The sequence below is a fragment of the Duncaniella sp. genome (assembly GCF_029054785.1).
Classification (GTDB): domain Bacteria; phylum Bacteroidota; class Bacteroidia; order Bacteroidales; family Muribaculaceae; genus Duncaniella.
On sequence record NZ_JAIDEN010000022.1, the window covers coordinates 1 to 25,234 of the forward strand.

Annotated in this window: 27 protein-coding genes; 19 read left to right on the plus strand and 8 right to left on the minus strand. The window is 47.2% G+C overall.

The window, feature by feature from the left end:
* The 3 genes from K2H17_RS11195 to K2H17_RS00730 all read right to left on the minus strand — a co-directional run.
* On the minus strand, nt 1-69 hold a 69-nt coding region (locus K2H17_RS11195), incomplete at its 3' end, for a DUF5606 domain-containing protein (RefSeq protein WP_363319918.1).
* 121 nt (nt 70-190) lie between these two features.
* Entirely contained in the window at nt 191-928 is a 738-nt protein-coding gene (locus K2H17_RS00725) for a two pore domain potassium channel family protein (RefSeq protein ID WP_300130218.1), read from the minus strand.
* A gap of 78 nt (nt 929-1,006) precedes the next feature.
* A complete protein-coding gene (locus K2H17_RS00730; protein ID WP_300130220.1) occupies nt 1,007-2,410 on the minus strand; it encodes an MATE family efflux transporter in 1,404 nt (467 codons plus the stop codon).
* A gap of 627 nt (nt 2,411-3,037) precedes the next feature.
* Here K2H17_RS00730 and K2H17_RS00735 point away from each other — a divergent pair.
* The 6 genes from K2H17_RS00735 to K2H17_RS00760 all read left to right on the plus strand — a co-directional run bounded on the left by K2H17_RS00735 (nt 3,038) and on the right by K2H17_RS00760 (nt 9,330).
* The gene (locus K2H17_RS00735; RefSeq protein ID WP_300130223.1) at nt 3,038-3,580 is read left to right on the plus strand and encodes a hypothetical protein; all 543 of its coding nucleotides are present in this window, start codon (nt 3,038-3,040) and stop codon (nt 3,578-3,580) included.
* A gap of 47 nt (nt 3,581-3,627) precedes the next feature.
* Nucleotides 3,628-4,410 carry a sulfide/dihydroorotate dehydrogenase-like FAD/NAD-binding protein gene (locus K2H17_RS00740; RefSeq protein WP_300130225.1) on the plus strand — a complete coding sequence of 261 codons (783 nt, stop codon included), beginning with the start codon at nt 3,628-3,630 and terminating at the stop codon, nt 4,408-4,410.
* 72 nt (nt 4,411-4,482) lie between these two features.
* Complete coding sequence (gltA, locus tag K2H17_RS00745) at nt 4,483-5,958, plus strand: NADPH-dependent glutamate synthase (RefSeq protein WP_300130227.1); 1,476 nt, start codon at nt 4,483-4,485, stop codon at nt 5,956-5,958.
* 70 nt (nt 5,959-6,028) lie between these two features.
* Nucleotides 6,029-7,465 (plus strand): hypothetical protein, encoded by a 1,437-nt coding sequence (locus tag K2H17_RS00750; protein WP_300130229.1) that lies wholly within the window; start codon nt 6,029-6,031, stop codon nt 7,463-7,465.
* Nucleotides 7,466-7,507: 42 nt separating this feature from the next.
* A complete protein-coding gene (gene floA / locus K2H17_RS00755) occupies nt 7,508-8,476 on the plus strand; it encodes a flotillin-like protein FloA (RefSeq protein WP_300130230.1) in 969 nt (322 codons plus the stop codon).
* A 5-nt stretch (nt 8,477-8,481) separates the two neighbouring features.
* On the plus strand, nt 8,482-9,330 hold the full coding sequence (locus K2H17_RS00760; protein ID WP_300130233.1) for a histidinol-phosphatase: 849 nt from the start codon (nt 8,482-8,484) through the stop codon (nt 9,328-9,330).
* 76 nt (nt 9,331-9,406) lie between these two features.
* Here K2H17_RS00760 and K2H17_RS00765 read toward each other — a convergent pair whose 3' ends face one another.
* From K2H17_RS00765 to K2H17_RS00785, 5 genes are all read right to left on the minus strand, one after another.
* Complete coding sequence (locus K2H17_RS00765; RefSeq protein WP_300130236.1) at nt 9,407-10,189, minus strand: hypothetical protein; 783 nt, start codon at nt 10,187-10,189, stop codon at nt 9,407-9,409.
* 148 nt (nt 10,190-10,337) lie between these two features.
* Nucleotides 10,338-12,068, minus strand: a complete 1,731-nt coding sequence (locus tag K2H17_RS00770; protein ID WP_300130304.1) for a bifunctional metallophosphatase/5'-nucleotidase — start codon at nt 12,066-12,068, stop codon at nt 10,338-10,340.
* A gap of 106 nt (nt 12,069-12,174) precedes the next feature.
* On the minus strand, nt 12,175-12,948 hold the full coding sequence (locus K2H17_RS00775) for a DUF3108 domain-containing protein (protein WP_300130237.1): 774 nt from the start codon (nt 12,946-12,948) through the stop codon (nt 12,175-12,177).
* A 13-nt stretch (nt 12,949-12,961) separates the two neighbouring features.
* Complete coding sequence (locus tag K2H17_RS00780; protein WP_300130238.1) at nt 12,962-13,600, minus strand: thymidine kinase; 639 nt, start codon at nt 13,598-13,600, stop codon at nt 12,962-12,964.
* A 55-nt stretch (nt 13,601-13,655) separates the two neighbouring features.
* A complete protein-coding gene (locus K2H17_RS00785) occupies nt 13,656-14,336 on the minus strand; it encodes a hypothetical protein (protein WP_300130240.1) in 681 nt (226 codons plus the stop codon).
* A 78-nt stretch (nt 14,337-14,414) separates the two neighbouring features.
* Here K2H17_RS00785 and ssb point away from each other — a divergent pair, with 78 nt between their 5' ends.
* From ssb to K2H17_RS00850, 13 genes are all read left to right on the plus strand, one after another.
* Nucleotides 14,415-14,747 carry a single-stranded DNA-binding protein gene (gene ssb, locus K2H17_RS00790; protein WP_300130243.1) on the plus strand — a complete coding sequence of 111 codons (333 nt, stop codon included), beginning with the start codon at nt 14,415-14,417 and terminating at the stop codon, nt 14,745-14,747.
* 615 nt (nt 14,748-15,362) lie between these two features.
* Nucleotides 15,363-15,962, plus strand: a complete 600-nt coding sequence (locus K2H17_RS00795) for a TetR/AcrR family transcriptional regulator (protein ID WP_300130246.1) — start codon at nt 15,363-15,365, stop codon at nt 15,960-15,962.
* A 25-nt stretch (nt 15,963-15,987) separates the two neighbouring features.
* Complete coding sequence (gene fabG, locus K2H17_RS00800) at nt 15,988-16,734, plus strand: 3-oxoacyl-[acyl-carrier-protein] reductase (RefSeq protein WP_300130247.1); 747 nt, start codon at nt 15,988-15,990, stop codon at nt 16,732-16,734.
* 112 nt (nt 16,735-16,846) lie between these two features.
* Entirely contained in the window at nt 16,847-17,434 is a 588-nt protein-coding gene (locus K2H17_RS00805) for a DUF4290 domain-containing protein (RefSeq protein ID WP_300130248.1), read from the plus strand.
* A gap of 49 nt (nt 17,435-17,483) precedes the next feature.
* Nucleotides 17,484-18,020 (plus strand): ribosome maturation factor RimM, encoded by a 537-nt coding sequence (gene rimM / locus K2H17_RS00810; RefSeq protein ID WP_300130251.1) that lies wholly within the window; start codon nt 17,484-17,486, stop codon nt 18,018-18,020.
* Nucleotides 18,021-18,024: 4 nt separating this feature from the next.
* Nucleotides 18,025-18,336 carry a hypothetical protein gene (locus K2H17_RS00815; protein ID WP_300130254.1) on the plus strand — a complete coding sequence of 104 codons (312 nt, stop codon included), beginning with the start codon at nt 18,025-18,027 and terminating at the stop codon, nt 18,334-18,336.
* A gap of 33 nt (nt 18,337-18,369) precedes the next feature.
* The gene (locus K2H17_RS00820; RefSeq protein WP_300130256.1) at nt 18,370-19,014 is read left to right on the plus strand and encodes an OmpA family protein; all 645 of its coding nucleotides are present in this window, start codon (nt 18,370-18,372) and stop codon (nt 19,012-19,014) included.
* Between the two features lie 48 nt (nt 19,015-19,062).
* Nucleotides 19,063-20,544, plus strand: coding sequence for a proline--tRNA ligase (proS, locus tag K2H17_RS00825; RefSeq protein WP_300130258.1), 1,482 nt, complete (start codon nt 19,063-19,065; stop codon nt 20,542-20,544).
* Nucleotides 20,545-20,611: 67 nt separating this feature from the next.
* Nucleotides 20,612-21,568 (plus strand): glycosyltransferase family 2 protein, encoded by a 957-nt coding sequence (locus tag K2H17_RS00830; RefSeq protein ID WP_300130260.1) that lies wholly within the window; start codon nt 20,612-20,614, stop codon nt 21,566-21,568.
* A 3-nt stretch (nt 21,569-21,571) separates the two neighbouring features.
* Complete coding sequence (locus K2H17_RS00835) at nt 21,572-21,850, plus strand: HU family DNA-binding protein (RefSeq protein WP_300130262.1); 279 nt, start codon at nt 21,572-21,574, stop codon at nt 21,848-21,850.
* Complete coding sequence (locus K2H17_RS00840) at nt 21,847-23,097, plus strand: HU family DNA-binding protein (protein WP_300130264.1); 1,251 nt, start codon at nt 21,847-21,849, stop codon at nt 23,095-23,097. The genes K2H17_RS00835 and K2H17_RS00840 overlap by 4 nt, the downstream gene beginning before the upstream one ends.
* Nucleotides 23,098-23,300: 203 nt before the next feature.
* The gene (locus K2H17_RS00845; RefSeq protein ID WP_300130266.1) at nt 23,301-24,296 is read left to right on the plus strand and encodes a MoxR family ATPase; all 996 of its coding nucleotides are present in this window, start codon (nt 23,301-23,303) and stop codon (nt 24,294-24,296) included.
* A 39-nt stretch (nt 24,297-24,335) separates the two neighbouring features.
* On the plus strand, nt 24,336-25,211 hold the full coding sequence (locus tag K2H17_RS00850; RefSeq protein WP_300130268.1) for a DUF58 domain-containing protein: 876 nt from the start codon (nt 24,336-24,338) through the stop codon (nt 25,209-25,211).
* Nucleotides 25,212-25,234 lie beyond the last annotated feature (23 nt).

Below are 25,234 nucleotides of genomic sequence, written 5' to 3' on the forward strand. Positions count from 1 at the left end.
ATTTTTACCACGGTTGGAAAGGCGGAACAATCCGGGGCGACCGGAGATCGAAAGAATATTTTTAAGCATATTTTTATTGTTAGATAAATTTCTTTAGATGCAGACAAAGTTACGAATTTTGACGTTTGCCTCAAAATTTATCTCAAATTACGTATCAGCCAGGCCTGACGCAGCTAAAATCGTGTCGTTTTCACTTGCCGGAGGCAGGCTTGCCTTGTCCCGACACTCCATTCGGATTCCCGTCCTGGTCTGCGCCTGAAGCAAAGCTGTTTGTCAAAAACACTGTGAAAATAGGGAAAAAGATAAGCCCGACAGCGGAAAGCACAACTCCGAGCACTCTCCCGGTCACCGTCATCGCATGGATCGAACATCCGGCAGTGGTAAGGCTCATGATTGACCATTGCAATGAAGACCAATAGTCCCTCACATCGGGATTGACACCTTTTTCAGCCACAAAAAACGTCAGCGAACAGAAATAGACTCCGACAATAAGCACTATCATATATGTCGCAAGCATGTTTTTTATCCACTTCGATGAAGTCGTAGCCCCCGTTACAATCGTAAACACATAGGCCGCACGGATCATAGGGATAAACTTTAAGACATATTCCGCGTGACGGTCTATCGGGATGTTGAAATGGTGTATGATATTGAGATACGGGATCGAAATCAGCAGGAACAGAACATGAGTCCAGAGATAGCGGAGTTTCTTTCCTGAAAAAAGCATTTCAATAAGGACATCCGCAATGAAAAACAGGCAACACCAGAATTGCACCCTCAGATAGAATGTATCAGCCAGAAATGACACATTCCGCAATGTATCCAGAGTTATAAGTGTGATAAGCAGCAATGACAGAATGACAACGCCGAAGTGCATCGTGGTCATCATGCGCTCCCTCAGTTTCAAATCAATCGCAGAGACATTCATACGTTTAGTAATATCACATTGTTATTTGTAAAAATTAACAATGTTGAAGCCTCTTTTGTTGAATCATCGCAACAACCGTCACAGAGATGCGCGCTCATGCAATCCCTTCTCCGGGATGCACGTCTCTGCTTTCCTGAACTTGGCCAGCTGCCAGACAACCATCACTGTTGTCACCAGCGTAGCGACAAGATCCGACACAGGGAAAGCCGTCCAGACTCCGTCCAGACCCATCCTGGGAGGCAGGACAAGGAGCAAGGGGATCAGGAAAATGACCTGACGCGTGAGCGAAAGAAAGATCGAGGCTTTGGCCTTGCCGATAGACTGGAACAAAGTCGTTGAGACCACCTGAAAACCGACAACCGTAAAAGCCATCAGCGATATATGGAGACAACGGACGGTCTCTCGAATAAGTATCGGATCATTCGAGAAAGCCCTGCCGATATAGTCCGGGAAAAACAATCCGACCGACTGTCCGACCGTTACGATCAACGTTGCAACTCCGACCGCAAGCCAGTAGGTGCGCCGCAGACGCTCCAGTTTGCCTGCGCCATAATTGTATCCCACTATCGGCTGCATTCCCTGGCAGATACCGACCACGACCATTGTCATCAGTGATGTATAGGACGTGAATATTCCGGCAGCGGCCACAGCCATGTCTCCACCATACTGATACAGGCTCTTGTTTATTATTATATTGATGAAGCAAGCCGCCGCATTTACCAGAGACGGAGCTGCGCCGATCGAAAGCACCGGCAATATAATCTTGCTGCGAAGCCGATACATATCGCGGTCTCTTGTGAAATACAGAGTATTTTTCGCCGAAAAGAAATGAGAAAGCACAAAATAGGCCGAGATTGCCATTGAAATGTCAGTAGCGATCGCAGCGCCCTTTATCCCCCACTCCAGATAAAAAATAAACACCGGCGCCAGGAGCAGGTTGCAGCCGGCACCGATCAGCATTGTTATCATGGCCTTTATCGGGTAGCCCGATGCTCTCATGAAATTGTTGAACGTGAAAGCCAGATTGGTCATAAACATACCCGGAAGAATATAGAGCATAAAATCGCGGGCATAAGGCAAGGTTACGGCGCTGGCGCCGAAAGCCATCAGAATATCGTCAATAAAGACAACGAAACTCAATATGTAGCAGCCGACTATTATCAGCAACAAAATCAGAGAACTGCACAAAGTCTTTTGGGCTCCTGCATAATCCTTGGCGCCAAGCAGTATCGAAAGTCTTGCGGATCCGCCTGCACCTATCAGTACACCGAAAGCAGCAGACAGGTTCATGACTGGAAACGTAATAGCCAGGCCTGCTATTGCTTCAGGCCCGACTCCTTGCCCGATAAAGATACGGTCTATTATGTTGTAAAGCGACATGACCAACATTCCTACCACGGCAGGAAGGCTATATCTCCACAACAGTCTGCCGATCGGCGAGTCACTGAGTTCTTTAAGTTTGGATGTGTCGTTACCAGTCATTTTTCACTTGTGTTTCACACATACAAAATTACTCAATTTTCGCAAGAAGCCATTCTTATTATTGAATTTTAATACAAAAACGCACGTCCCTTGCGAATTAATGATTGTAATTTCTCCAACATTCAAGATATGCCTCAAATATATGGGAACCTAATAATATTGAACCAATTTACCTCCGTCTTCTGAATGGAGTCGGCCGGCACCATACCAGGGTGTGCCCCCGGAATCCATTCGTTGTCGAAATAGTAGAATACGGTTTCGATGTCCTGTTCAGTCAGTGGGGGGACTGAATTTCATGTACGGCACTGTCGGTTATACAGCTGTTTTGAGCAAACGCAATACTCGATTGAACGATAAAGAAAGAAACAATTAAAAATAACCAATAGTTAATTACGAGCCGAAAATCATATTGTTCTAAAACAAAGCAAAATCAACCTCTAAATCACATCTTATGTACGGTCTCTTTCAAACTGATACCAAGACCTAAGACCATAAAAACACGAAATCTTGGGGAGGTGTATTAAAATTTAGTATTTTTTAGCGTTTAATTGAGATATAAATACTAATTTTGCTTTGTCGAGTGGTTCTGACGTTGTCAGACACACTTTTTGTATTATCACATTTCCTATGAAATCTGTTAGTTTCGTATTGCTGTTTTTCATTAGTTTTGCCTGTCAGGCCAATGATCTGAAAATGTTTTGTCTGAGCGGTCCGGTTGATTCGATCTGCATTGTCATGAATGATGCAGGACTCGAATGGCAGACGGAATATACCTTTGACACTGATGGCGCTCTGATCGAGATTGACGGCGAAGAGATTGATTGCAAACGGGATGCCGAAGGCAGGATGACAGCGATCACACTCATTGACACAGCCGAGGACGACGAAGAGTCCTATACAACCATCTCAATGAAGCTCTTCTATGACAAAGCCGGACATGTTGTCAAATCAGAAGCCGTTTCAGGAGATGAACAATGGGTGCAGACATACGTCTACGACACCAAAGGGCTGCTAAAACAACACTCCTATAATATGAACGGGGAAGACGAGATCCAGACTTATACCTATCTTAAGTTCGACAAGTTCGGCAACTGGACAGAGCGGCTTGAAAAGTCCAAGTCAATGGATCAGACAATACGTCAGATCCGCAACATCACATATAGTGAATGACAAGCAAAAAGATAAACCAATCAACCCAACCAATATTCTCTATGTCAATGTACAAAATTATTGAGAAAGAACATTTCTCTGAAAATGTAGTCAGATTCGAGGTAGAGGCACCTCTGATAGCCCGCTCCCGCCGTCCGGGCCACTTCGTCATCGTCCGTACCGGTGAAGGCGGAGAACGAATCCCACTCACTATTGCAGGTGCCGATCTGAATAAAGGCACAATTACATTGGTGGTGCAGGCCGTCGGCGAAAGTACCCGAAAAATATGTGCGCTTGAACCAGGAGAGTGTTTCACAGATGTTGTAGGACCTCTCGGCCAGGCAACCCATATAGAGAACGTGGGAACAGTTGTCTGCTGTGGCGGTGGTGTAGGAGTAGCGCCTCTTCTGCCGATCGTGAAAGCCATGAAGGAAGCCGGTAACCGTGTCGTTTCAATTCTGGCGGCAAGAACAGCCGAGCTGATAATCCTTGAAAAAGAAGTGGCTGAATACAGTGACGAGGTGATAATCATGACCGATGACGGCTCAAAAGGAGAAAAAGGCCTGGTTACAGCCGGCTTGGAAGCGGTCATAGCCCGCGAAAAGGTTGATCAGGTAGTGGCTATCGGGCCTGCTGTCATGATGAAATTCGTAGCGCTGACCACCAAGAAATATGAGATCCCGACAATGGTATCGCTCAACACTATCATGGTCGACGGAACAGGCATGTGTGGCGCATGCCGTATCACAGTCGGCGGCAAAACCAAATTCGTCTGCATCGACGGACCTGAGTTTGACGCACATAAGGTTGATTTCGATGAAATGATAACCAGGCTGAAAGCCTATAATTGATCTGCCGGCACCAACAGACCGGTCCCAACCACAATTCAAATTTACAATAACCTTAAATATTCCTATTCAGAAATGGATCAAAATACAAGCCGCGATGCAAAGTGGCGTGAAGAACTGCGCTCGGCATTAAGCGCAAAACAGCGCACATCAATCCCGCGAGCTGTCATGCCGCAATTGAATGCCGCATATCGAATCACATGCAACCATGAAGTAAACCAGGGCCTTGCCACTGGACAGGCCGTAATCGAGGCGACCCGATGCCTTGACTGTCCGGATCCGCAGTGTATGAGCGGCTGTCCGGTATCGATCAATATTCCTTCCTTCATCAAAAATATTGAACGCGGAGAATTCCTTGCCGCAGCAGCTGTTCTCAAGCAGACCAGCGCGCTTCCGGCTGTGTGTGGACGTGTGTGTCCTCAGGAAAAGCAGTGCGAATCACGCTGCATCTACAACAAGATGAAAAAAGAACCGGTTGCGATCGGCTATCTCGAACGCTTTGCCGCAGACTTCGAGCGGATGAACAACAAGGCCAACGGAATCAAACCGACTGCCACAGCGAGCGAGAAAAACGGTTTGCGCATCGCCGTTGTAGGTTCCGGTCCCGCCGGACTGTCATTTGCCGGAGACATGATCAAAAAGGGCTATGAAGTGACCGTCTACGAGGCTTTGCATGAGATCGGCGGAGTGCTGAAATACGGTATTCCCGAATTCCGCCTGCCCAACTCGGTTGTAGAAGCTGAGATTGACGCTCTGAGAGCCGAAGGGGTGGAATTTGTAAAGGATTGCGTTGTCGGCAAGACAATCTCCTATGATCAACTGCATGAACTGGGCTTCGACGGAATTTTTGTAGCCTCAGGAGCCGGACTGCCTCGCTTCATGGGTATTCCCGGAGAGAATCTCATCGGAATCATGTCATCAAACGAATATCTCACCCGAATCAATCTGATGGGTGCCGGTCGGCAAGGCGAGGATACGCCGGTGCTGAAAGGCAACAGAGTGGCAGTGATCGGTGGCGGCAACACAGCAATGGACTCTGTGCGCACAGCCCTTCGCCAAGGCTCGAAGACAGCCATGATCGTCTATCGCCGTAGCATCGAGGAAATGCCTGCGCGAGTAGAGGAAGTGCACCATGCCCAGGAAGAAGGTGTGGAATTCATCACACTCTGCAACCCGGTTGAATATCTGGCTGACGACAAAGGCCGAGTGCGCGCAATGAGAGTGCAGCGCATGGAACTTGGCGAGCCTGACGCATCCGGCCGACGCTCACCTGTTCCGATCGAAGGAGCCATTGACGAAATTGAGGTAGATCTGGTGATTGTCAGCGTCGGAGTCTCCCCCAACCCGCTTATTCCCAACGCGATTCCGGAACTTGAGATCTCACGGAGAGGCACAATCGTTGTCAACGAAGACTCGATGCAATCATCTCTGTCTGACATCTATGCCGGAGGCGATATTGTCCGTGGCGGCGCAACTGTGATCCTCGCAATGGGTGACGGTCGACGCGCTGCGGCTGCAATGGACAAAGCCCTCTCCGCTAAAGCGGAATAAAGCGGAAGTTTGCGTATATGCCCCGAATTTGCTAAATTTGGGCAACCAAACCGAACCCAACACTGATAATATGACCAAACTACTCAGAAATATAGTAGTCCTATCGGCATTCCTTGGAGCGGTTTCTCCGCTCCAAGCTGCCGATCCTACTGAAATCTCGGCAGCTGTTGAAGCGGCAAAGGATGCGCCGAAAAACCAGACTGTAAACCTCAAAGCCGCAGATCTGCTTAAAGATGCCGGACGATTCAAAGAAGCCATCCCCTTCTATCTCAAAAGCGGCAATACCGGGAATTTGGGTATTGCCGAAAGCTATTTCTATCTATACGAGTTTGACAAAGCCGACGAATATCTCGACAAATATCTTGCGAAACGCTCGAAAACAGATGCGGCGAAAGATCTGGGATTCTCTTATGGCGACGGCAGCGAGACCCTGGACTGGACCGACTATCTTCGTTCAAGAATTGATCTTGGACGAAGCATGCTCGACCGTGTGGAGAAAATTCAGATTATCGACAGCATCAATGTCCCGTCTGAGGAATTTTTCAAATTCGTAAAGCTGGCAAAAAGCGCCGGCAGTCTGGCCGATGAGTTCGAAATCGAAAAAATTGTCCCCAAAGACTATCTTGACTCTCAGTCCATCTCAGGCATCTGGGCACCGGCATACATTTCGGAATCCGGCGAAGACATGATCTGGTATGGATCCGCCAATGACGGAGAATCGAAAATGTATGAATCCTACCGTCTGGCTGACGGCAGCTGGGAAACTCCAAATCTGCTGTTCGACTACAAATCAATCTTCGGCAACACCAACGGCACATGGGTCGGTTATCCGTTTCTGATGTCAGACGGTGTGACGCTCTATTTCGCCGCCGACGGTGAAAACTCATTAGGAGATCTCGACATATTCATTTCCCGACGTGACGAAGACGGATTCCTCCAGCCGTCAAACATAGGTATGCCCTATAACTCACCATACAATGACTACATGTATGCCATTGACGAGGTCACCGGCACAGGATGGTGGGCATCTGACCGCAACGGGCTGAAAGACTCAGTCACAATCTACACCTTTATACCTCAGGATCTCCGCATCAATTATCCGATAGACACTCCGGACCTGATTGATTTCGCAAAAGTGTCGTCAATCAAACCCACTCAGGATCCTGACAGAAATTATTCCGCAATAAGAGACAAGATTGCCTCTCTCTCCTCAATGAAAGGCTCCCGAAACAACCGCAAGATACGTTTTGCGCTTCCTGACGGCAGAATCATCACCTCTGTCTCAGATCTTTCATCCGGAATGGCACGTGAAGCAATGCGCCAGTACCTTGACGAAGCAAGAGCTTATGACGAGGCAGTGGCCCGGCTCGCAGAACTCAGGGAAACATACGCCAAAGGCGACCACAGTGTAGAACATGAAATCCTGTCACTTGAAAACGGTCTTGACCACCGGCGCGCGGAACTGAAACGCATTAAAAACAGCATCGTCACAGCCGTGATGGACTGAATAACAAAGAACTCTCTTTAACCACCACAATCATATTTTTGTATGGAAGTAACTCTGATTTTGATACTGATCGCACTGGTGATCATTATCTGCATCTTTTTTTACTATGTGCCGTTCTTCCTGTGGATCTCCGCCCGTGTGAGCGGAGTCAGGATCTCGCTGATGCAGCTTTTCCTCATGCGCATCCGAAAAGTCCCGGCTTCAGTCATTGTCCGGGCTTTGATTGAAGCCCATAAGGCCGGACTCAACGATGTGTCAAGGGACGATCTTGAAGCGCACTATCTTGCAGGCGGCAACGTTGAAAAAGTGGTTCATGCGCTTGTGTCAGCATCGAAAGCAAACATTGATCTTGGCTTCAAAATGGCAACAGCCATTGATCTGGCCGGTCGCGATGTGTTCCAGGCGGTGCAGATGTCAGTCAACCCAAAAGTAATCGAGACACCGCATGTCACAGCCGTCGCCAAAGACGGCATCCAGCTGATAGCGATAGCCCGTGTAACTGTCCGCGCTAATATCCGTCAGCTCGTTGGCGGCGCAGGAGAAGACACTGTTCTCGCACGTGTAGGCGAAGGCATCGTCTCATCTATCGGTTCTTCGGAAAGTCACAAGCAGGTACTCGAAAACCCCGACAACATTTCAAAACTCGTTTTGCGCAAAGGGCTTGATTCCGGCACTGCTTTCGAGATTCTTTCGATTGACATCGCAGACATCGACATAGGCAAAAACATCGGAGCTGCTCTCCAGATCGACCAGGCCCAGGCCGACAAAAGCATCGCACAGGCCAAGGCAGAAGAACGCCGCGCCATGGCGATCGCACTTGAACAGGAAATGCGCGCAAAAGCTCAGGAAGCCCGCGCAAAAGTGATCGAAGCAGAAGCAGAACTTCCGCGAGCCATGGCCCAGGCATTCCTTTCAGGTAATCTCGGCGTTATGGACTATTACCGCATGAAAAATATCGAATCTGACACAACAATGCGTCAGAATATCGCCAATCCTCCCATCTCCAAATAAAGCAAATGAACGTTAAAGAAATAATAACGTCAACCAGAGCATACAATCTACATTCACATACTCAATTCTGCGATGGGCGCGCCGAAATGGCGCGCTTCGCAGATGCGGCTGTAAGTGCCGGACTGAAGCATTATGGATTCACACCTCATTCCCCGATCCCATTCCATTCGCCTTGCAACATGTCTGAATCCCAGGTCGGCGAATATATCAGCGAATTCAATCGGCTGAAAGATATCCATAAAGGCAAAATCAACCTCTATCTTTCCATGGAGATTGACTATCTTGGAGACAACTGGGGCGCAACACACCCCTATTTCTCATCTCTGCCACTTGATTACAGGCTCAGTTCGATCCACTTCATCCCCACGCCTGACGGCAGAGAGATGGTCGACATCGACGGTCGCCCTGAAAGTTTCTGCGAAAAAATGCACAAATATTTTGACGATGACATCCGTTATGTCGTCGACAAATTTTACGCCCGCACTCTTGAGATGATTGCAGCCGGGGGCTTTGACATCATAGGCCATTTTGACAAGATCGGATTCAACGCATCGCATTTCAGCCCCGGAATTGAAGATGAGGACTGGTATCGCAGGCACATCGACAATGTGATTGACGCTATTGCCGGAACTGATATCGCGGCAGAGATAAACACCAAAGCGTGGGAACCGCCTGTCGGAGCAAGTGCCGAACAAACTGCATGTTACAGACCTCGTTTGTTCCCATCGGCCCACACTATCCGGAAACTTAAGCGCGCCGGTATACCTCTGGTTGTCAATAGTGACGCCCATTATCCTGACCGCATCAGCTTCGGACGTGAGGCGGCGTTCAGAATAATTGATGCTGAAGACTGACCTCAATAGACTGACACGTCATGGATATTCTCTGAGCCAATTTCTATTGTGAAGCCATTTATTGTCTAACCGGTTCTTAATAATCCAACAATATCGGGACTTGATGTTCTTCAGCAAAACACACTGCCTGATATAGCATCGAGTAGGCGCATTGTGCAAGATCTTCGGTGCGATATTTCTCTTTGAGCGTTTTATCTGTCCTGCGGATAAATTTGAGAAGAAGGTTCGGCTCTTTTTGTTTTACAGGGACATAGTATTTGTCGTTACGCCAAGAAAGGATAGTGGCTTCATCGGCATTCCATAACTGTTGGTTCAGATTTTCCAGCTCCTGTTTCAGAAGTGAGACCGTGGAAATTGCGCCTTCATTGCCCGTTGGATATGCAGTTATAAAAATAGCCTTATCAGGAATGGGAAGCCAAAGGGCAACATCAGAAAGCAATGAGTTGACTATCTTTTTTGAGACAGCTTCTTGGACTACTGGATCATCAAAGGCATTCCATCTGCTTTCTACATATTCGGGCAATCTGCGATTCAGGGAGGTGTAAGCCTGCAACATCACTAATGCGCCGAAGGCTTCCCAATCGGGTTTGTCGGTATAATAGTCGCAGTCTGCTGTTTCATCCCATAATGGCGCAGGAATTGGGAGGTCGATATTTGCAGCAATATTGTCAGCCCACCGGATAACGATTTCTCGGATTTCAGCTATTCCCGCTTTGTCCTCTATGGGTTTCATTTCATTACCACAACCGTCTGTCATTACGCATTTCTGTCCGTTTTCCTCTGACAGCTGCTGCACGATGGTTTTCCAGTTACGACTGTAATAGCGAGTCAATGTCCCTGAATATATGTCTAATCCCATATCGCGTAAATATTAGTTACAAGGTTGAACATAAAACATTGTGGTCGAATTACGACCAGCAGTCTGCAAATATACGATATTTTGCGGTGCATGTCAATAGCGAAGATCGAATGAGGCAGTTCACCTCGGATGTTCACTTCAGCAGGCTCTATTGTACCGGAAAAAGTATTGAACGGTCCTTTCTGATAGCCGGAGCTGTAAGATCAGAAGGAACAAACCTCCAGTTTGGAGTCACACGAGGTGTTATCGAGCCTCTCTTTTCAATTTCCTTTATCAGATAAAAACGGAGATCCTTATCTGTTGAAGTCAGGATGCGCGATTTCAGTTCGTCATGAGGGATTCCGGCGCCTTTTGTGAGAAGATCACCACCTCCGTTACCACGATAAGAGTTTACGGCAACTTTATATGTTTTATCCTCCTCGAAAGGACTCCCGTCAGGCATGGACTTGATTGTTATTTTCTCCCCTTTCGGCTTCGTCACATCAACGTCATAGATTATGCCGGCTGCCGAATCAAAATTGTAGGCGGGATTCTGCAACTTAGCATAATCTCCCTTTGCCGCCGACAGGCCATCTTTAGCAAAAAGCAAGATATGATCTTCCGGTCCTGACATCCGGTCAGTCCAAAGAGAATAACTCATCTCAAGATAATCCTTAATCTCCTTTCCGGTCAGAGCCATTGTATAAAGCATGTTTTCATATTTATATAATGTGAACATGTCGCTCATCCTGAGATCGCCCTTCCCTATCATTGCATCAAATGACAAGGGAGCAGCAAAGGAAATATCGGCACCGGTAATGTCAAGTTGCAGATCGTGCAGCAATTCCATAAACGCAGAAGGACCGAAATAAGCATCGCGAACAGAAAAATCGCCTGTGGCAATGCCTATTTTTCGGTTTACAAATTCATTGACTGCATTTTGCACAGGCTCAAATTCCCTCATAAAATCCGGATCGGGAGCATATTCCTTAACCGAGACCACCTGTCCGCTGATCTTCCTGACTGATAGCCGTCCATTGTCATCACGGGAGAACACAACTTCTGCTTCGGCAAGATTAAACGCATTGTTGGCCGGATTCAAAACCAAATGGCCTGACTTTGGCTCTCCCGACAATGCAGAATTATAAACCTGATGATCATGCCCCATGAATATAATATCGAATCCGGGGACTTCTTCGGCCACTTTGAGTGACGCGTTTTCAATCCAATCGCCTGTCATCCTCGATGAATCGTGACCTGAGTGAAAAAGTCCTACAATGAGATCCGGATGTTCATTGTTTCTTATAATATCAATCCATTTCCCGGCCGACTCCACCATATCATCAAAACGCAGACCGCTCCAAAGATTCTCAGGCAACCAAGCCGGAATAGCCGGAGTCAGAAGCCCTAAGACGGCAATTTTCACGCCGTCACGCTCTATGATATGGTAAGGTTTAAGATATGGGTCTCCGGTCACGGCATCTACAACATTCGCCCCCAGCAGCGGAATCTCCCCAAGATCTTTCCGATAACGGTCATATACCGCATGCCCGGTTTCCACATCATGATTGCCGATTGTCTCCGCATCATAGCCCATATATTCGAGCATCCGTGCGACCGGATGACGTTCTCCGACAGAGATGAAATTATAGAAATAAGCCGTCGGCTGACCTTGAAGTATATCGCCATTATCCAATAGGACAACATGATCACTGCCAATCGAATCCCGCAATTGTTTCACACGAGAACAGATTCTCGCCATAGAGCCTTCATCAGGCGAACGAGTTATGAAATTATACGGGAAGAAATTTCCGTGGACGTCAGTTGTCGCCACTATTTTTAAAGCAAGCTCCTCTGCCGAAGCAGAAGCCCCGGAGAGGAGTTGTGATGCAACAGCCATTGCCAATAATGTCTTATTCAAAATAAATCTATCTAAGTAGCTCTTAAAAATTAAGCGTAATCTGTTTTTACAAAGTAACCGCGTGAAAGACTTTTACACTTTTGCATCAAGGATTGGGACCGGTGTATAGAGCCCTGACTTTCCCGACAGGCAAAGAACCTTCTACTTTCAGCGGAATGCGCTGGCCATCGGTTGAAATCCAACCGGAAATCGGGGCCGAACTCTCAACGCCTTTGCGCGTGAAAGTGAAGTTTATATAATATGTCGGAAATTTCCCTCCATTCAGCGATATTGTCTGAGTGCCCATATATGTTATCTTCAGTTTCTCCTTTTTCGATCCTGAAAAAATGTTGACAGTCACGCTCTGACCCTTTTTCATATTCGGGAAGTCAAGTGTACGCAGATAGAAAAAAGAACTCAGCATGTCAACTGTCATTCCCTGAGCTTCAAGATGGAGAGTAGAACTCTTCATAGGCTTACCCTTCCCTGAACTCTTATATCGGATAGCATCAGCTGAAAATGTATTGCCTGTATGGGAAAAGCTCAGCACATCCTTTTTATATTTGCCATTTTCGTGGGCTATGTATGTATATGACACAGGGAAATAACCGTCTTTGGTCATTGTGCTGTACAACGTATCACGAAGCATATATATGCTATTGGCCCACGGTGCATTCTCTGCATAGACTGATGCACGATAAAGATTACCGTCATTCCGAAGAGACATCGTAGCGTAACCCGCGACCTTGTTAATAAACCCCCATTTGTAGATGACATCATAAGTCAGAGTCTCATCTACCAATGAAACGGGATTTGCAGACCGGGTAACCGGCACAAGTCCGACAAACGCGAGCAGGAGTGAAATTAATTTAAATTTCATAACAAATAGTTATTCAGTCTTTTGTCAGTTCCCTGAACGGGAGTATCGAGCGATAGGACTGTTCTATCCTCTTGTTTCGCCAACATTTCCGGCAGACTGCGATATAACGGTCGTCACCGCCAATCTCAACCTGCTCGCCTTCCTCGACAAAATCGCCGTTGCTATCGATACGGGCATTTATTATGGTCTTTCGTCCGCAAGTACATGTTGACTTAATTTCGTCTATGGTGTCAGCAATCTCAAACAACCTGCGGGATCCCTCAAAGAGATGGCTCTGAAAATCTGTTCTCAGGCCATAGCAGATGACATTACTGCCAAAGTCATCAACAACCCTTGAGAGCTGATCGACCTGATCGGCTGTCAGGAACTGGGCCTCATCAACCAGAAACCAGTCGATGACAGCCATTGAGTCCTCAAAAAGAGTCTGAGCCAATTCATACAGATCAGTGTCGTGATATATCCACTGACATTCACGCTGAATACCAATGCGAGACTTTATTACATTGGTAAGGTCACGGGTGTCCACTACCGGTTTAAGGCAGACGTATTTCATCTTCCTTTCCTCGAAGTTATAGGCAGTGGTCAGCAGAAGAGCTGTTTTCGCAGACCCCATAGTGCCATAGCGAAAATATAATTTACCTTTCCTGTTCATTCAAAAAGGGAATATTTGAGAGTTTGAATTATCAGGCAAAGATAAGCAAATTTTCTTATTGAGCAGCATCCTGACGGGTAAAGACGTAATCGGTGTGACCGATTTCAAACTTCATCAAAGGACCTTTGATTTTAACATCGTCCAATTTGCGAATAGAAGAATAGCGGTTCACAAGCGCCATTTTCAGGCTTTGAGCAATTGAGACGGCTACTGAAGGCTTGATCGAGTCTATACGAGGCCCGTTCATCCCTGTCACAACGCCATTAACAACAACTGCGTCCGGATCCACACTTACAGCAAGAGTAGACGGGTCAAGACTGATTGCGACTTCATCGTCATCAATGACAGTCCATGTGCCATTGATGGTCGATCGTCCGCTGACAGTCAGACCTAACGGCTCAACCAGTCCTACCTCTCCTACTATTTGAGTATTTGCGGACAGCATTCCGACAACAATCAATGCTCCACCACGGCTCCCTTTTGCAACAAGTTCAGGATTGTTCGAAAAATCCATAGTCTCGATAGTAGTGGCGGTCACATAAGAATTGTCCGTGAAGTTTTCCGGCGTCCCGGTCCAACTTCCCGGCAGATCCTTTGCCAGACGTGCGGTTTCGTCACATGAGACCAAAGAAAGAGTGCCCAATAGGGTCAAGCCATAAATCAAACCTTTCATATTCGATATTATTTTAATTCCAGTTTTACATAATAAACGTATAGAGGTTAAAATTAGTTTCATTTCCGCTAAAAAATGAGTAATTTTGTCATGACCGAACAAAAAACTGTCAACTCCGACTTATAAAACCGAGAAGAAACTGTGAGCGTAAACAAAGTTATATTGATTGGAAATGTGGGAACTGACCCCGAAATACGCTATGTGGAGACAAGACCCATAGCCTCGTTCCGAATGGCAACAAATGAAAGGGAACGCACACTGCCTGACGGATCAAAAATACCGGAGCGCACCGAATGGCATAGTATTATTATGTGGGACGGAGCGGCTGAGTTTGCAGAAAAATATATCAGAAAAGGATCACGTCTTTATGTAGAGGGCAAAATACGCTACCGCATCTGGGAAGACCGTAATGCTATCAAGCGCAATGTTACGGAAATCTATGTGGATAGCTTTGAACTGTTAGGATTCAAATAGCATTTGGTCAAATAAAGATGGATATGAGCATGGCTCCACCGAACGCCTTTGTTCTTTCTGAGCCGTTGACTGATGGCTGATCACCATTGTGTGCTGCTGAGTCCATCCCTGAGTGCTGTTTCGTAAATAAAGTGTAATCACCCCTTTTTGTCCTTGTGCATTTTCCAATACATGACGGTAGATCTCATTAAGAGTGCTTACTCCGCTCACACTTAATGAAGCCAATGTCCTACGCCCTATCATTACGGTAAGATAGAGTCTGTCAGTGCTGTTTATTGAATTTGATGTTTTCATAGGCGTCATTTTTTATAATGCAAAGATATGACCGCACATGGGCAATACTACTGCACACCGTCACAAAATAATATTAAAAGCACCACAACCTCTTAATTCAAATGAGCTATCACACAGTACAAAGTTCAGCATCCGGCGGCATCCGCAATTGCGACAAACCTGCGATCATGGGAAAACGACAAGTCGGGCACATGATACTGACAAGCCCGATTCCGCAAACAAAATTTAGCCCGCTTTTTTCGTTAACATTATTTAATTATTTTCCATTGCTGAAATAAATAGCGTATCTTTGTGGTTGAAAATGTATATCTAAAGCTACCAATGGCGTCGAAAACCCGCGAAAGACTCCTTGAGGTTGCCCATCAGCTATTCACCAGCAATGGCGTGGAACGGACAACAATGAACGATATTGCAACTGCTTCTGACAAGGGGCGGCGCACCATCTACACCTATTTTAAAAATAAAAGGGAGATTTATGAGGCCGTGATCGAACGCGAGAGTGACGCCATTGTGATGAAACTACGCGGCATCGTCAATTCTGATCTGGAACCGGAGGAAAAGCTACGCAGCTTTTTGAATGCGCGTTTCGACATTGTGGAGGAAACACTCAAAACCTCTGCGACAAGTCAGCTGCTATCCTACATCACTCTTGACTACAAACGCCTTGAACGAATCCGGGTGCTCGCAGTGGCCAAAGAACAGGAACTCATCAAGGAGATGATCGACGAAGGCGTGGCCAAAGGTGTTTTCAACCCACAGCAGGCATCTCTGCTGCCGGAAGTCTACCAGATGATATTCCAGGGCATTGACTATTGCCACCTGCGAAGCAGTTTCAGCCAACTTGGCATAACGCCTGCCGGCATCAGGGAATCTGTCATCAAATTCGTAATCAACACGCTATTACTTAAATCAACTATATAGTAACCTAAAACGACTATTCAGAAAAATGAAATTACTTGAAGGAAAAGTAGCTCTGATCACCGGTGCCGCCCGTGGTATCGGCAAGAGCATCGCTGTAAAATTCGCACAGGAAGGTGCAGACATCGCCTTCACCGACCTCAATCGTGACGAAAACATGGAAGCTACCGAAAAAGAGCTTCAGGCTCTTGGTGTACGCGCCATTGGTTATGCTTCAAACGCAGCTGATTTCGCCCAGACTGAAGAAGTTGTCGGAAAGATCAAAGAAGATTTCGGACATATCGATATTCTCGTAAACAACGCCGGCATCACCAAGGACGGCCTCATGATGCGCATGAGCGAAGCTCAGTGGGATGCTGTAATCGCAGTGAACCTCAAGAGCGCATTCAACTTCATCCATGCCGTTCTCCCGATCATGATGCGTCAGCGCCAGGGCTCGATCATCAACATGGCCTCTGTTGTCGGTGTTCATGGCAACGCCGGCCAGTCAAACTATGCGGCTTCTAAGGCCGGTCTTATCGCACTTGCCAAGAGCATCGCTCAGGAAGTCGGCTCACGCGGCATCCGTGCCAACGCAATTGCTCCCGGCTTCATCGAGACAGCCATGACCGCTGCACTTCCTGAAGACGTGCGCAAAGAATGGGCACTCAAAATTCCTCTGCGCCGCGCCGGTCAGGTCGAGGACATCGCCAACGTCGCAACATTCCTCGCTTCCGACATGTCAAGCTACATCTCAGGCCAGGTTATCCAGGTCGACGGTGGCATGAACATGTAATGACAGTCCAACGTTAAACACATAAGGATATTTCCTGAATGGAACAAGTTTGCCTGTGAGGGAATATCCTTATGTTTACTTTTAAATCCGCTCCTAATCCCAGTAATTGTACATGCTGACATATAATACTCAATTAAAGCATCTGAAACTGCCTGAATACGGGCGCAATATCCATCAGATGGTGGAACACTGTCTGACGATCGAAGATCGGGATGAACGCACCCGCTGCGCACACTCGATAATCAACTGTATGAGCAAACTGTTTCCGAAACTGCGTGAGGAAGAAAATTATCAGCAGAAACTATGGGACCATCTTGCAATTATGAGCGATTTCAAACTTGACATCGACTTCCCTACCGAGGTGGTCAATGCCGAGAACCTCAATACTTTGCCTGAAAAAATACCTTATACATCAGAACACATCCGCTATCGTCATTACGGCAAAGATGTCGAGCGCCTGATCTCGGAAGCCATAAAGATGGAAAATGGGCCTGAGCGCGACGAGCTTACGCTCCTTATCGCCAACCACATGAAAAAATTGCTTCTGGCCGTGAATGCCGACGGGGTTGACGATACTAAAATTTTCAAGGATCTGGCGGAATATTCCCACGGACAGATTCTGCTTTCGCCAGAGACCACCAAACTCCACGAATTCAAGATCGTGGCTCCGCCAAGCGGTAAAAAGAAAAAGAAACGATAAGCAAGCGCTTGTCAGAAAAATAATCGTCTAATTCATTAGTTGCCTCCACGTGATCAAATTATCGGAAATAGCAGAAGTCGGCCGCTTCAACAAACCGCACGGTATCAAAGGAGAGATTTCGGTTTCAATCGAAGAAGACATTGATCTGAACGATGTAAAATGTATCATAATTCAGATCGACGGAATTTTCGTGCCATTCTTTCTCAATTCCATAAGGCCCAAAACGACTGACACATTTCTTGTTACTATCGACGGAATAGATTCGGAAGAGAAAGCACAGGAACTGACAAACCGCAGTTTTTATATTCTCCGTTCCGATCTGCCGGAATATGAGGAGGACGAGGAGGAAGACGGATTCTACGCATCGGATCTCATCGGATTTGAGATCGACGACATCAACAGCGGCAACGTAGGGGTGATCACAGACATCAACGATCAGACCCAGAACATACTCTTCGTTGTAAAAACATCTGGCGAAAAAGAGATTCTGATACCTGTTGCCGATGAGTTCATTCTCTCGATTGACCAGGAAAATCAAGTCATAAAAACTGATATCCCTTCTGAAATACTTACTCTCAACATGTGACTCCATGAAAGAATTTGACGAAAAACAAGCTATAAAATCAATGCGTGAGGTCTTGTCGGCTGAGTCCTCGAAGCTCTATGACGATGACGAAATTCTGAACATCATCGACATAATCTGGGACTGGTACGATGACAATGGCCTTCTGGATATCGACACAGAGGCTGACGATGAGGAGGTGAACACAGACGCTCTGATCAAACACGTCAGAAAGATGCTGTCGAAAGACACTGACTCCCCTGTAAAGCCGGAAGATGTCGAGCCTCTGGTGATGGCCGAACTCCGCTACGAGCAGTCATTGGACTGTTTTGAAGATTAAATCTCCTCCACAATTTCAATATTCTCAGCCAATATGAAAAATCTTATTTTTATACTCGTTTCGGCACTGACGGCCATCATACCGGCATCAGTCTCGGCCAAGGACAACAACTCCGACCCGTATAAGGATTACGATGAGACCCGATTCATGGACATGAGTCTGGATGAGAATATTCTGACCCCGGCTGTCGGAAAAAACGGACATGCGGCGATCAAGACCTACATGAACCGCCTTGCACAGGAACTGGCAAAGAAAAACTATATCGTCGACATGACCCGGAATGATGAGGTCATTGTTGTCACCATACCGTCCGACGATATCTTTCTGCCGAATGACACCCTTCTTTCACCTTCAGCACCAGCCAGGCTCTCCCCGATTCTGAAAGTATTTTCTGATCCATTCATGATGAAAATGGTATATGCCGTCCACACGGACAACACCGGTTCGGCTCCGTACAACATGCGTCTGTCACATGAACGCAACAACTCCATCTATGACTGGATGCTTGACAACATAAATGAAGATCTGATCGTGATCCCCTATGAAATGGGCGATACCGATCCCTTGGTCGCCAATGATACCCGTGACGGACGTCGGGAAAACCGCCGTCTTGAAATATTCATTATTCCGGGACCAAAAATGATCACTATGGCAAGAAAAGGCCAACTTTTGAAATAACAAAATCACATTATATAACAGCAATATTATCACTGAAACATATCAACAATGGCAAAAGAACTTAAGGACCTGACCAAGCGTAGCGACAACTACTCACAGTGGTACAACGAGCTCGTGGTCAAAGCCGATCTTGCAGAGCAGTCGGCGGTTAGAGGCTGTATGGTGATCAAGCCCTACGGTTATGCAATTTGGGAAAAAATGCAGCGCGAACTTGACCGCATGTTTAAGGAAACCGGTGTGCAGAATGCCTATTTCCCTCTGCTTATCCCAAAATCATTCCTCTGCCGGGAAGCCGAACACGTTGAAGGATTTGCCAAAGAATGTGCAGTCGTCACTCACTACCGACTCAAAAACGATCCGAACGGCAATGGTGTCGTAGTCGATCCCGATGCCCGTCTGGAAGAAGAGCTGATCGTACGTCCGACTTCTGAAACAATCATCTGGGGCACATACAAGAACTGGATTCACAGCTACCGAGATCTGCCCGTATTGTGCAACCAGTGGGCAAATGTGATGCGCTGGGAAATGCGTACCCGCATGTTCCTCCGCACCGCCGAATTCCTGTGGCAGGAAGGCCATTGCGCCCATGCTACCGCCGAAGAATCGGAAAACCGCACAGTACAGATGATCAACATCTATGCCAAGTTTGCCCGTGACTATATGGCTATGCCAGTTATCATCGGCGTGAAGACCGCCAACGAACGCTTTGCCGGTGCGCTCAACACATATACCATCGAAGCCATGATGCAGGACGGCAAGGCCCTTCAGGCAGGCACAAGCCATAACCTCGGCCAGAACTTTGCCAAAGCATTCGATGTGACCTTCGTCAATAAAGACAATAAGCCGGAATACGTATGGGCTAATTCATGGGGCGTATCAACCCGCCTTATGGGCGCGCTCATCATGACACATTCCGATGACAACGGCCTTGTACTTCCGCCCCATCTCGCCCCAATCCAGGTTGTGATCGTTCCGATCTATAAAAACAGCGATCAGCTCGCCGAAATTTCGGCCAAAGTCGATCCGATTGTCAATGAACTCCGCGCAATGGGCATCAGCGTCAAGTATGATGATTCCGAAAACAAGCGCCCCGGATTCAAATTTGCCGACTACGAGCTCAAAGGTGTGCCCGTCCGTCTTGCAATCGGCGCCCGCGACATCGAAAACGGCACTGTCGAGGTGATGCGTCGTGACACGCTTGAGAAGCATGTTGCTCCGCTCGAAGGCATTGCCGGATACATTAAAGCACTCCTTGAAGAAATCCAGGCAAACATCTATCAGAAAGCAATCAACCACAGAGAGTCTATGACTCGTACAGTCGAGACTTACGAGGAGTTCAAGGAAGAGATCGAAAAGGGTGGTTTCATTCTTGCTCACTGGGACGGAACAACAGAAACCGAAGAACGCATCAAAGAAGAGACAAAAGCAACCATCCGCTGCATACCCTTGGACGGCGACCAGACTCCGGGTGTCTGCATGGTGACCGGCAAACCCTCGGCACGCCGTGTCCTCTTTGCCCGTAACTATTGATCATTCCGTTCAATCCACGACATCATTACTCGTCTCCTCTCTCCTTCATCTTATCAGATAATTTTCCATGGCAGACCCAAAAACTATCGCTATCGTAGTGCCCTGTTTCAACGAGGAAGCAGTATTGCCTATCACAATCCCGAAACTGATCTCTGTTTTGGATCGTATGGAGGGACTGGCAATGGTCTCGCCTGAAAGCTACATCCTGTGTTGCGATGATGGCAGCAAGGATGCCACCTGGGAAATAATCCGGAAGTTCCACCTTGGCGACAAACGTGTAAAAGGCATCTCTTTGGCTCATAACCGTGGCCATCAGTATGCGCTTTTAGCCGGACTCATGACTGCCAAAGACCGATGTGATGCTGCTGTTTCGATTGATGCGGATCTTCAGGATGATCCGGAAGCGATCATCGAGATGGTCCGTCGTTTCATCTCAGGAAAAGAAATCGTCTATGGAGTCCGGACAGACAGGGATTCAGACTCATGGTTCAAGCGCTCTACGGCCCACGCCTTCTATTCCCTTCAACGCAAAATGGGTATCGAGGCAATATATGATCATGCAGACTTTCGACTCATGAGCAGACAGGCCCTTGACCTTCTTAGCGAATATGGAGAATCCAACCTGTTTCTTCGTGGCATCATCCCACAGCTGGGATTGGAAAGCGACATCGTCACTTACTCCCGTGCTTCCAGGATTGCCGGCGAATCAAAATATCCCATCGCCAAGATGCTGTCATTCTCAATTGACGGCATAACATCCTTTTCTGCCAAGCCAATGAGATGGGTTTTCTATATCGGTCTGGCATTTCTGGCTATTGATGTCCTGATCGGGATCTATGTCGGATTCTCAATTCTGTATTCCGACCGTCTTGAAGCCGGCTGGGCCTCAATCCTGCTCTCGGTGTGGTTTCTTGGGAGCTTGATCCTGATGGCGATAGGACTGACAGGAGAATATATCGGAAAAATATTTATTGAAGTTAAACAGCGTCCGCGATATGCAATTCGCGACGTATTATTTGATTGACACGTGGATAACAAACAATTTATTTCGCGCCTTGGAAAGCGGCTCAACAGAGAGTCATCCGAAGTGGCGACTCTTGTCGAAGGCTTGTGCAAAGTATTCAAGGAATGTGGAACTGACCTCGATTCAATTGCCATTCCGGGGTTCGGCACATTCAAATCTGTAAAAACAGATGAGATAATCGTATTCGATGAGACTACGGGCAAGCGCACACTTGTCCCGCCGGCAATCAGAATGGAATTTGCCCCAAGCATTGTCTTACGTAAAAAAATGACTAAGCAATGAATCAGAAAATACCATTTCATCAACTGTCATCCCGCATAGCAGCAGCTACCGGGATCAGCGAGGAAAGTGCCGAAAATTTCGTCAAAAACTTCTTTGAAATTCTCTCTGAGGAGTTGATCAAAGGAGAGACCGTCAAAATCAAAGGCCTTGGAGAGTTTTCACTTTACGACGAAAACGAAAGCGGAGAGAAAAACATCAGGTTTACATCTGACAAAGATCTTGCTGAAACACTCAACGCACCGTTTGCAATGTTTGAGCCGGTGACTCTGAACGATGAAGTCACAGAATCCATGCTTTCAGTTGAAGAAGCAGAAGAAACTCCCGCGAAATCTGATAAAACAGACGATGACAATTCTTCCGGGCAGTCTGCCGAGACCGAAGTTGTCACAGAATGCCACGAACCTGTCATCGCAATTGAAAAGAAGGAAGAGACGACTGAGAAACTGGAGAGCAGAGACGACAGTCCAACGGAAGCGGGATCAATCGAGTCTGAGCCTGAGACCGATGCAGCCCACGATACTGAGCAAAAAGCAGAACAGACTCAACCGCAGCCGGAAATCGCACAACAACCCGAAGCTGCCCCGAAGCCAGAACCTGTTATCGTTAAACCGACTGTAAAACAGCCAGTCACCAGACCAGTCGCTCCTAAAATCGCGCCACTGGAAGAGGAACCGGAAGTGTTTGTCACGACAGACAAGTCACACTCCTCGGAAGGAAATTTCTGGTGGGGTCTTATCATCGGTCTGATTATCGGTCTCGCAGTGGGTGCATGCGGAGTATACCTCGCTATCGACCATCTTTTCCCCGGCGGTCGCCCTCACGGAGAATCTCCAAAGGCAGAAATACTTGCAGATACACCTTCGGAAGAAACTGTGGCTGAAACTACACAGTTCACGGACACAGTGACTTCTGAAAAGGGCGACGCAGAAGCAGCTCCCGCCCCTGCCCCGGAGCCTGCCGCTGAACCGGCTGTCGCTGAAAGTTCCAGCCCCAAAATGCGCAAAGACACAGTCAGACGTGGCTATCTTATCCACGACATGGCAAAGAAATTCTTTGGCAGCAAAGACTATTGGGTCTACATCTACGAAGAAAACAAGTCCAAAATCGGCAACCCCAACAACATGCAACCCGGCGTTGTTCTGGACATCCCGGATGCTGAAAAATACGGCATAGTTCCCGGAAATGCCGAAAGCCTGAAAAAGGCAAGGCAGAAAGCCGGCGAAATCCTCGCCAAATATCCCCGCTGAAACAACGCGCAGCTCAGATTCAAATGACAACGTCACCAATGCTAATATTGGTGACGTTGTCATTGTTAAAGGAAAAATATATAAAATTAACACACTTTTCTCACCTAATAATTGTTGTTATTTATAATTTTGTAAACCGTTTGTCAAACTTAGCGGATTAAAATCTATTACATACACAACTTAGAACTCTCACTACTCAGACTATGAGCGAATCGGTTAATATTCGAGAACTTAACGATCTTGTTGCCGGCAAGAAAGATTTTATCAACCTTGTGACACGAGGAATGGATCAGACCATCGTGGGGCAAAAGCATCTCATTGATTCACTTCTGATCGCACTCCTTTCCAACGGACATGTACTGCTGGAAGGTGTTCCCGGTCTGGCCAAGACCCTTGCAATCAAAACTCTCGCACAGATTATTGATGCAAAATACAGCCGTATACAGTTTACTCCGGACCTTCTCCCTGCCGACGTAATCGGAACAATGATTTACAGCGTACAGAAAGAGCAGTTCCAGATTAAACGCGGCCCGATTTTCGCCAATTTCGTTCTTGCTGACGAAATCAACCGTGCGCCGGCAAAAGTCCAGAGCGCACTCCTCGAAGCCATGCAGGAACGTCAGGTGACCATCGGCGAACGGACCTTCAAACTTGATGAACCATTCCTGGTCATGGCCACTCAGAACCCCATTGAGCAGGAAGGCACCTATCCGCTCCCCGAAGCCCAGGTGGACCGTTTCCTTCTCAAGGTCATAATCGGCTATCCTTCCAAAGAGGAAGAAAAACTGATCATCCGTCAGAACATCAGCGGCGTGAAAACAGAAGTGCGTCCGCTTCTTCGTCCGGAAGAAATCCTCGAAGTGCAGAAGATCGTCGAGAAGATCTATCTTGATGAAAAGATCGAACGTTACATTGTCGACATCGTATTCGCCACCCGTAACCCCGGCGACTACGATCTCAAGGATCTCGCCGGAATGATCAGCTTCGGTGCATCTCCGCGAGCTTCAATCGGCCTGGCAAAAGCAGCGAGAGCCTATGCATTCCTTCGCGGTCGCGGCTATGTGATTCCTGAAGATGTCCGCGCCGTCTGTCATGACGTGCTCCGCCATCGTATCGGACTCACCTATGAGGCAGAAGCAAACAACATTACAACCGATCAGGTCATCTCTGAAATCCTCGACAAGGTCGAAGTGCCCTGATAAGATCCAATAATCCTCTTCTTTTCTAATGTTTTCTACATGGAAGCAAACGAACTACTCAGAAAAGTCAGAAAAATCGACATAAAAACCCGCGGTCTCTCCCAAAACATTTTTGCGGGAGAATACCACACGGCTTTTAAAGGAAGAGGCATGACCTTTTCTGAAGTGAGGGAATATCAATATGGCGATGATGTCCGTGACATTGACTGGAATGTCACGGCACGTCATAACCATCCTTATGTCAAGGTTTATGAAGAGGAACGCGAGCTGACCGTGATGCTCCTTGTCGACGTGTCGCGCAGCCGCCTGTTTGGTGCTGTCGGAGAGGAAAAGAGAGAGATGATCGCTGAAATTGCCGCTACTCTCGCCTACTCGGCCATTACCAACAATGACAAGATCGGAGTGATCTTCTTCTCTGACAAAATAGAGAAATTCATTCCTCCGAAAAAAGGCAAAAAACACATCCTTCTCATAATCCGCGAACTCTTGGACTTTACGCCTGAGAATCAGGGTACGGACATCTCAGTGGCATTACGTTACTTTACTGATGCGTTAAAAAAGCGGTGCACCACCTTTCTCATATCTGACTTTATCGATTCCCATGACTTTACCCGCCAGTTGCAGATAGCCTGCAACCGTCATGACGTAATCGCGATACAAGTCTATGACAAACGAGACACGACACTGCCCGATGTCGGCCTTATGCGGGTGACGGATCTTGAGACCGGAGACTCACGCTGGATCAACACATCCTCAAAACGCACGCGTCAGGCTTACGGTAAATGGTGGTATGAACGTCAGCAGTCCATGAGCGAGACATTCAGCAAATGTCGTGTCGATCATGCGTCCATCGCTACTGACGAAGATTTTGCCCACTCATTGATGGCTTTATTCAAAAACAGGGGTGTCCGTTGAGGAAACACACCCTCTTTCTCTTT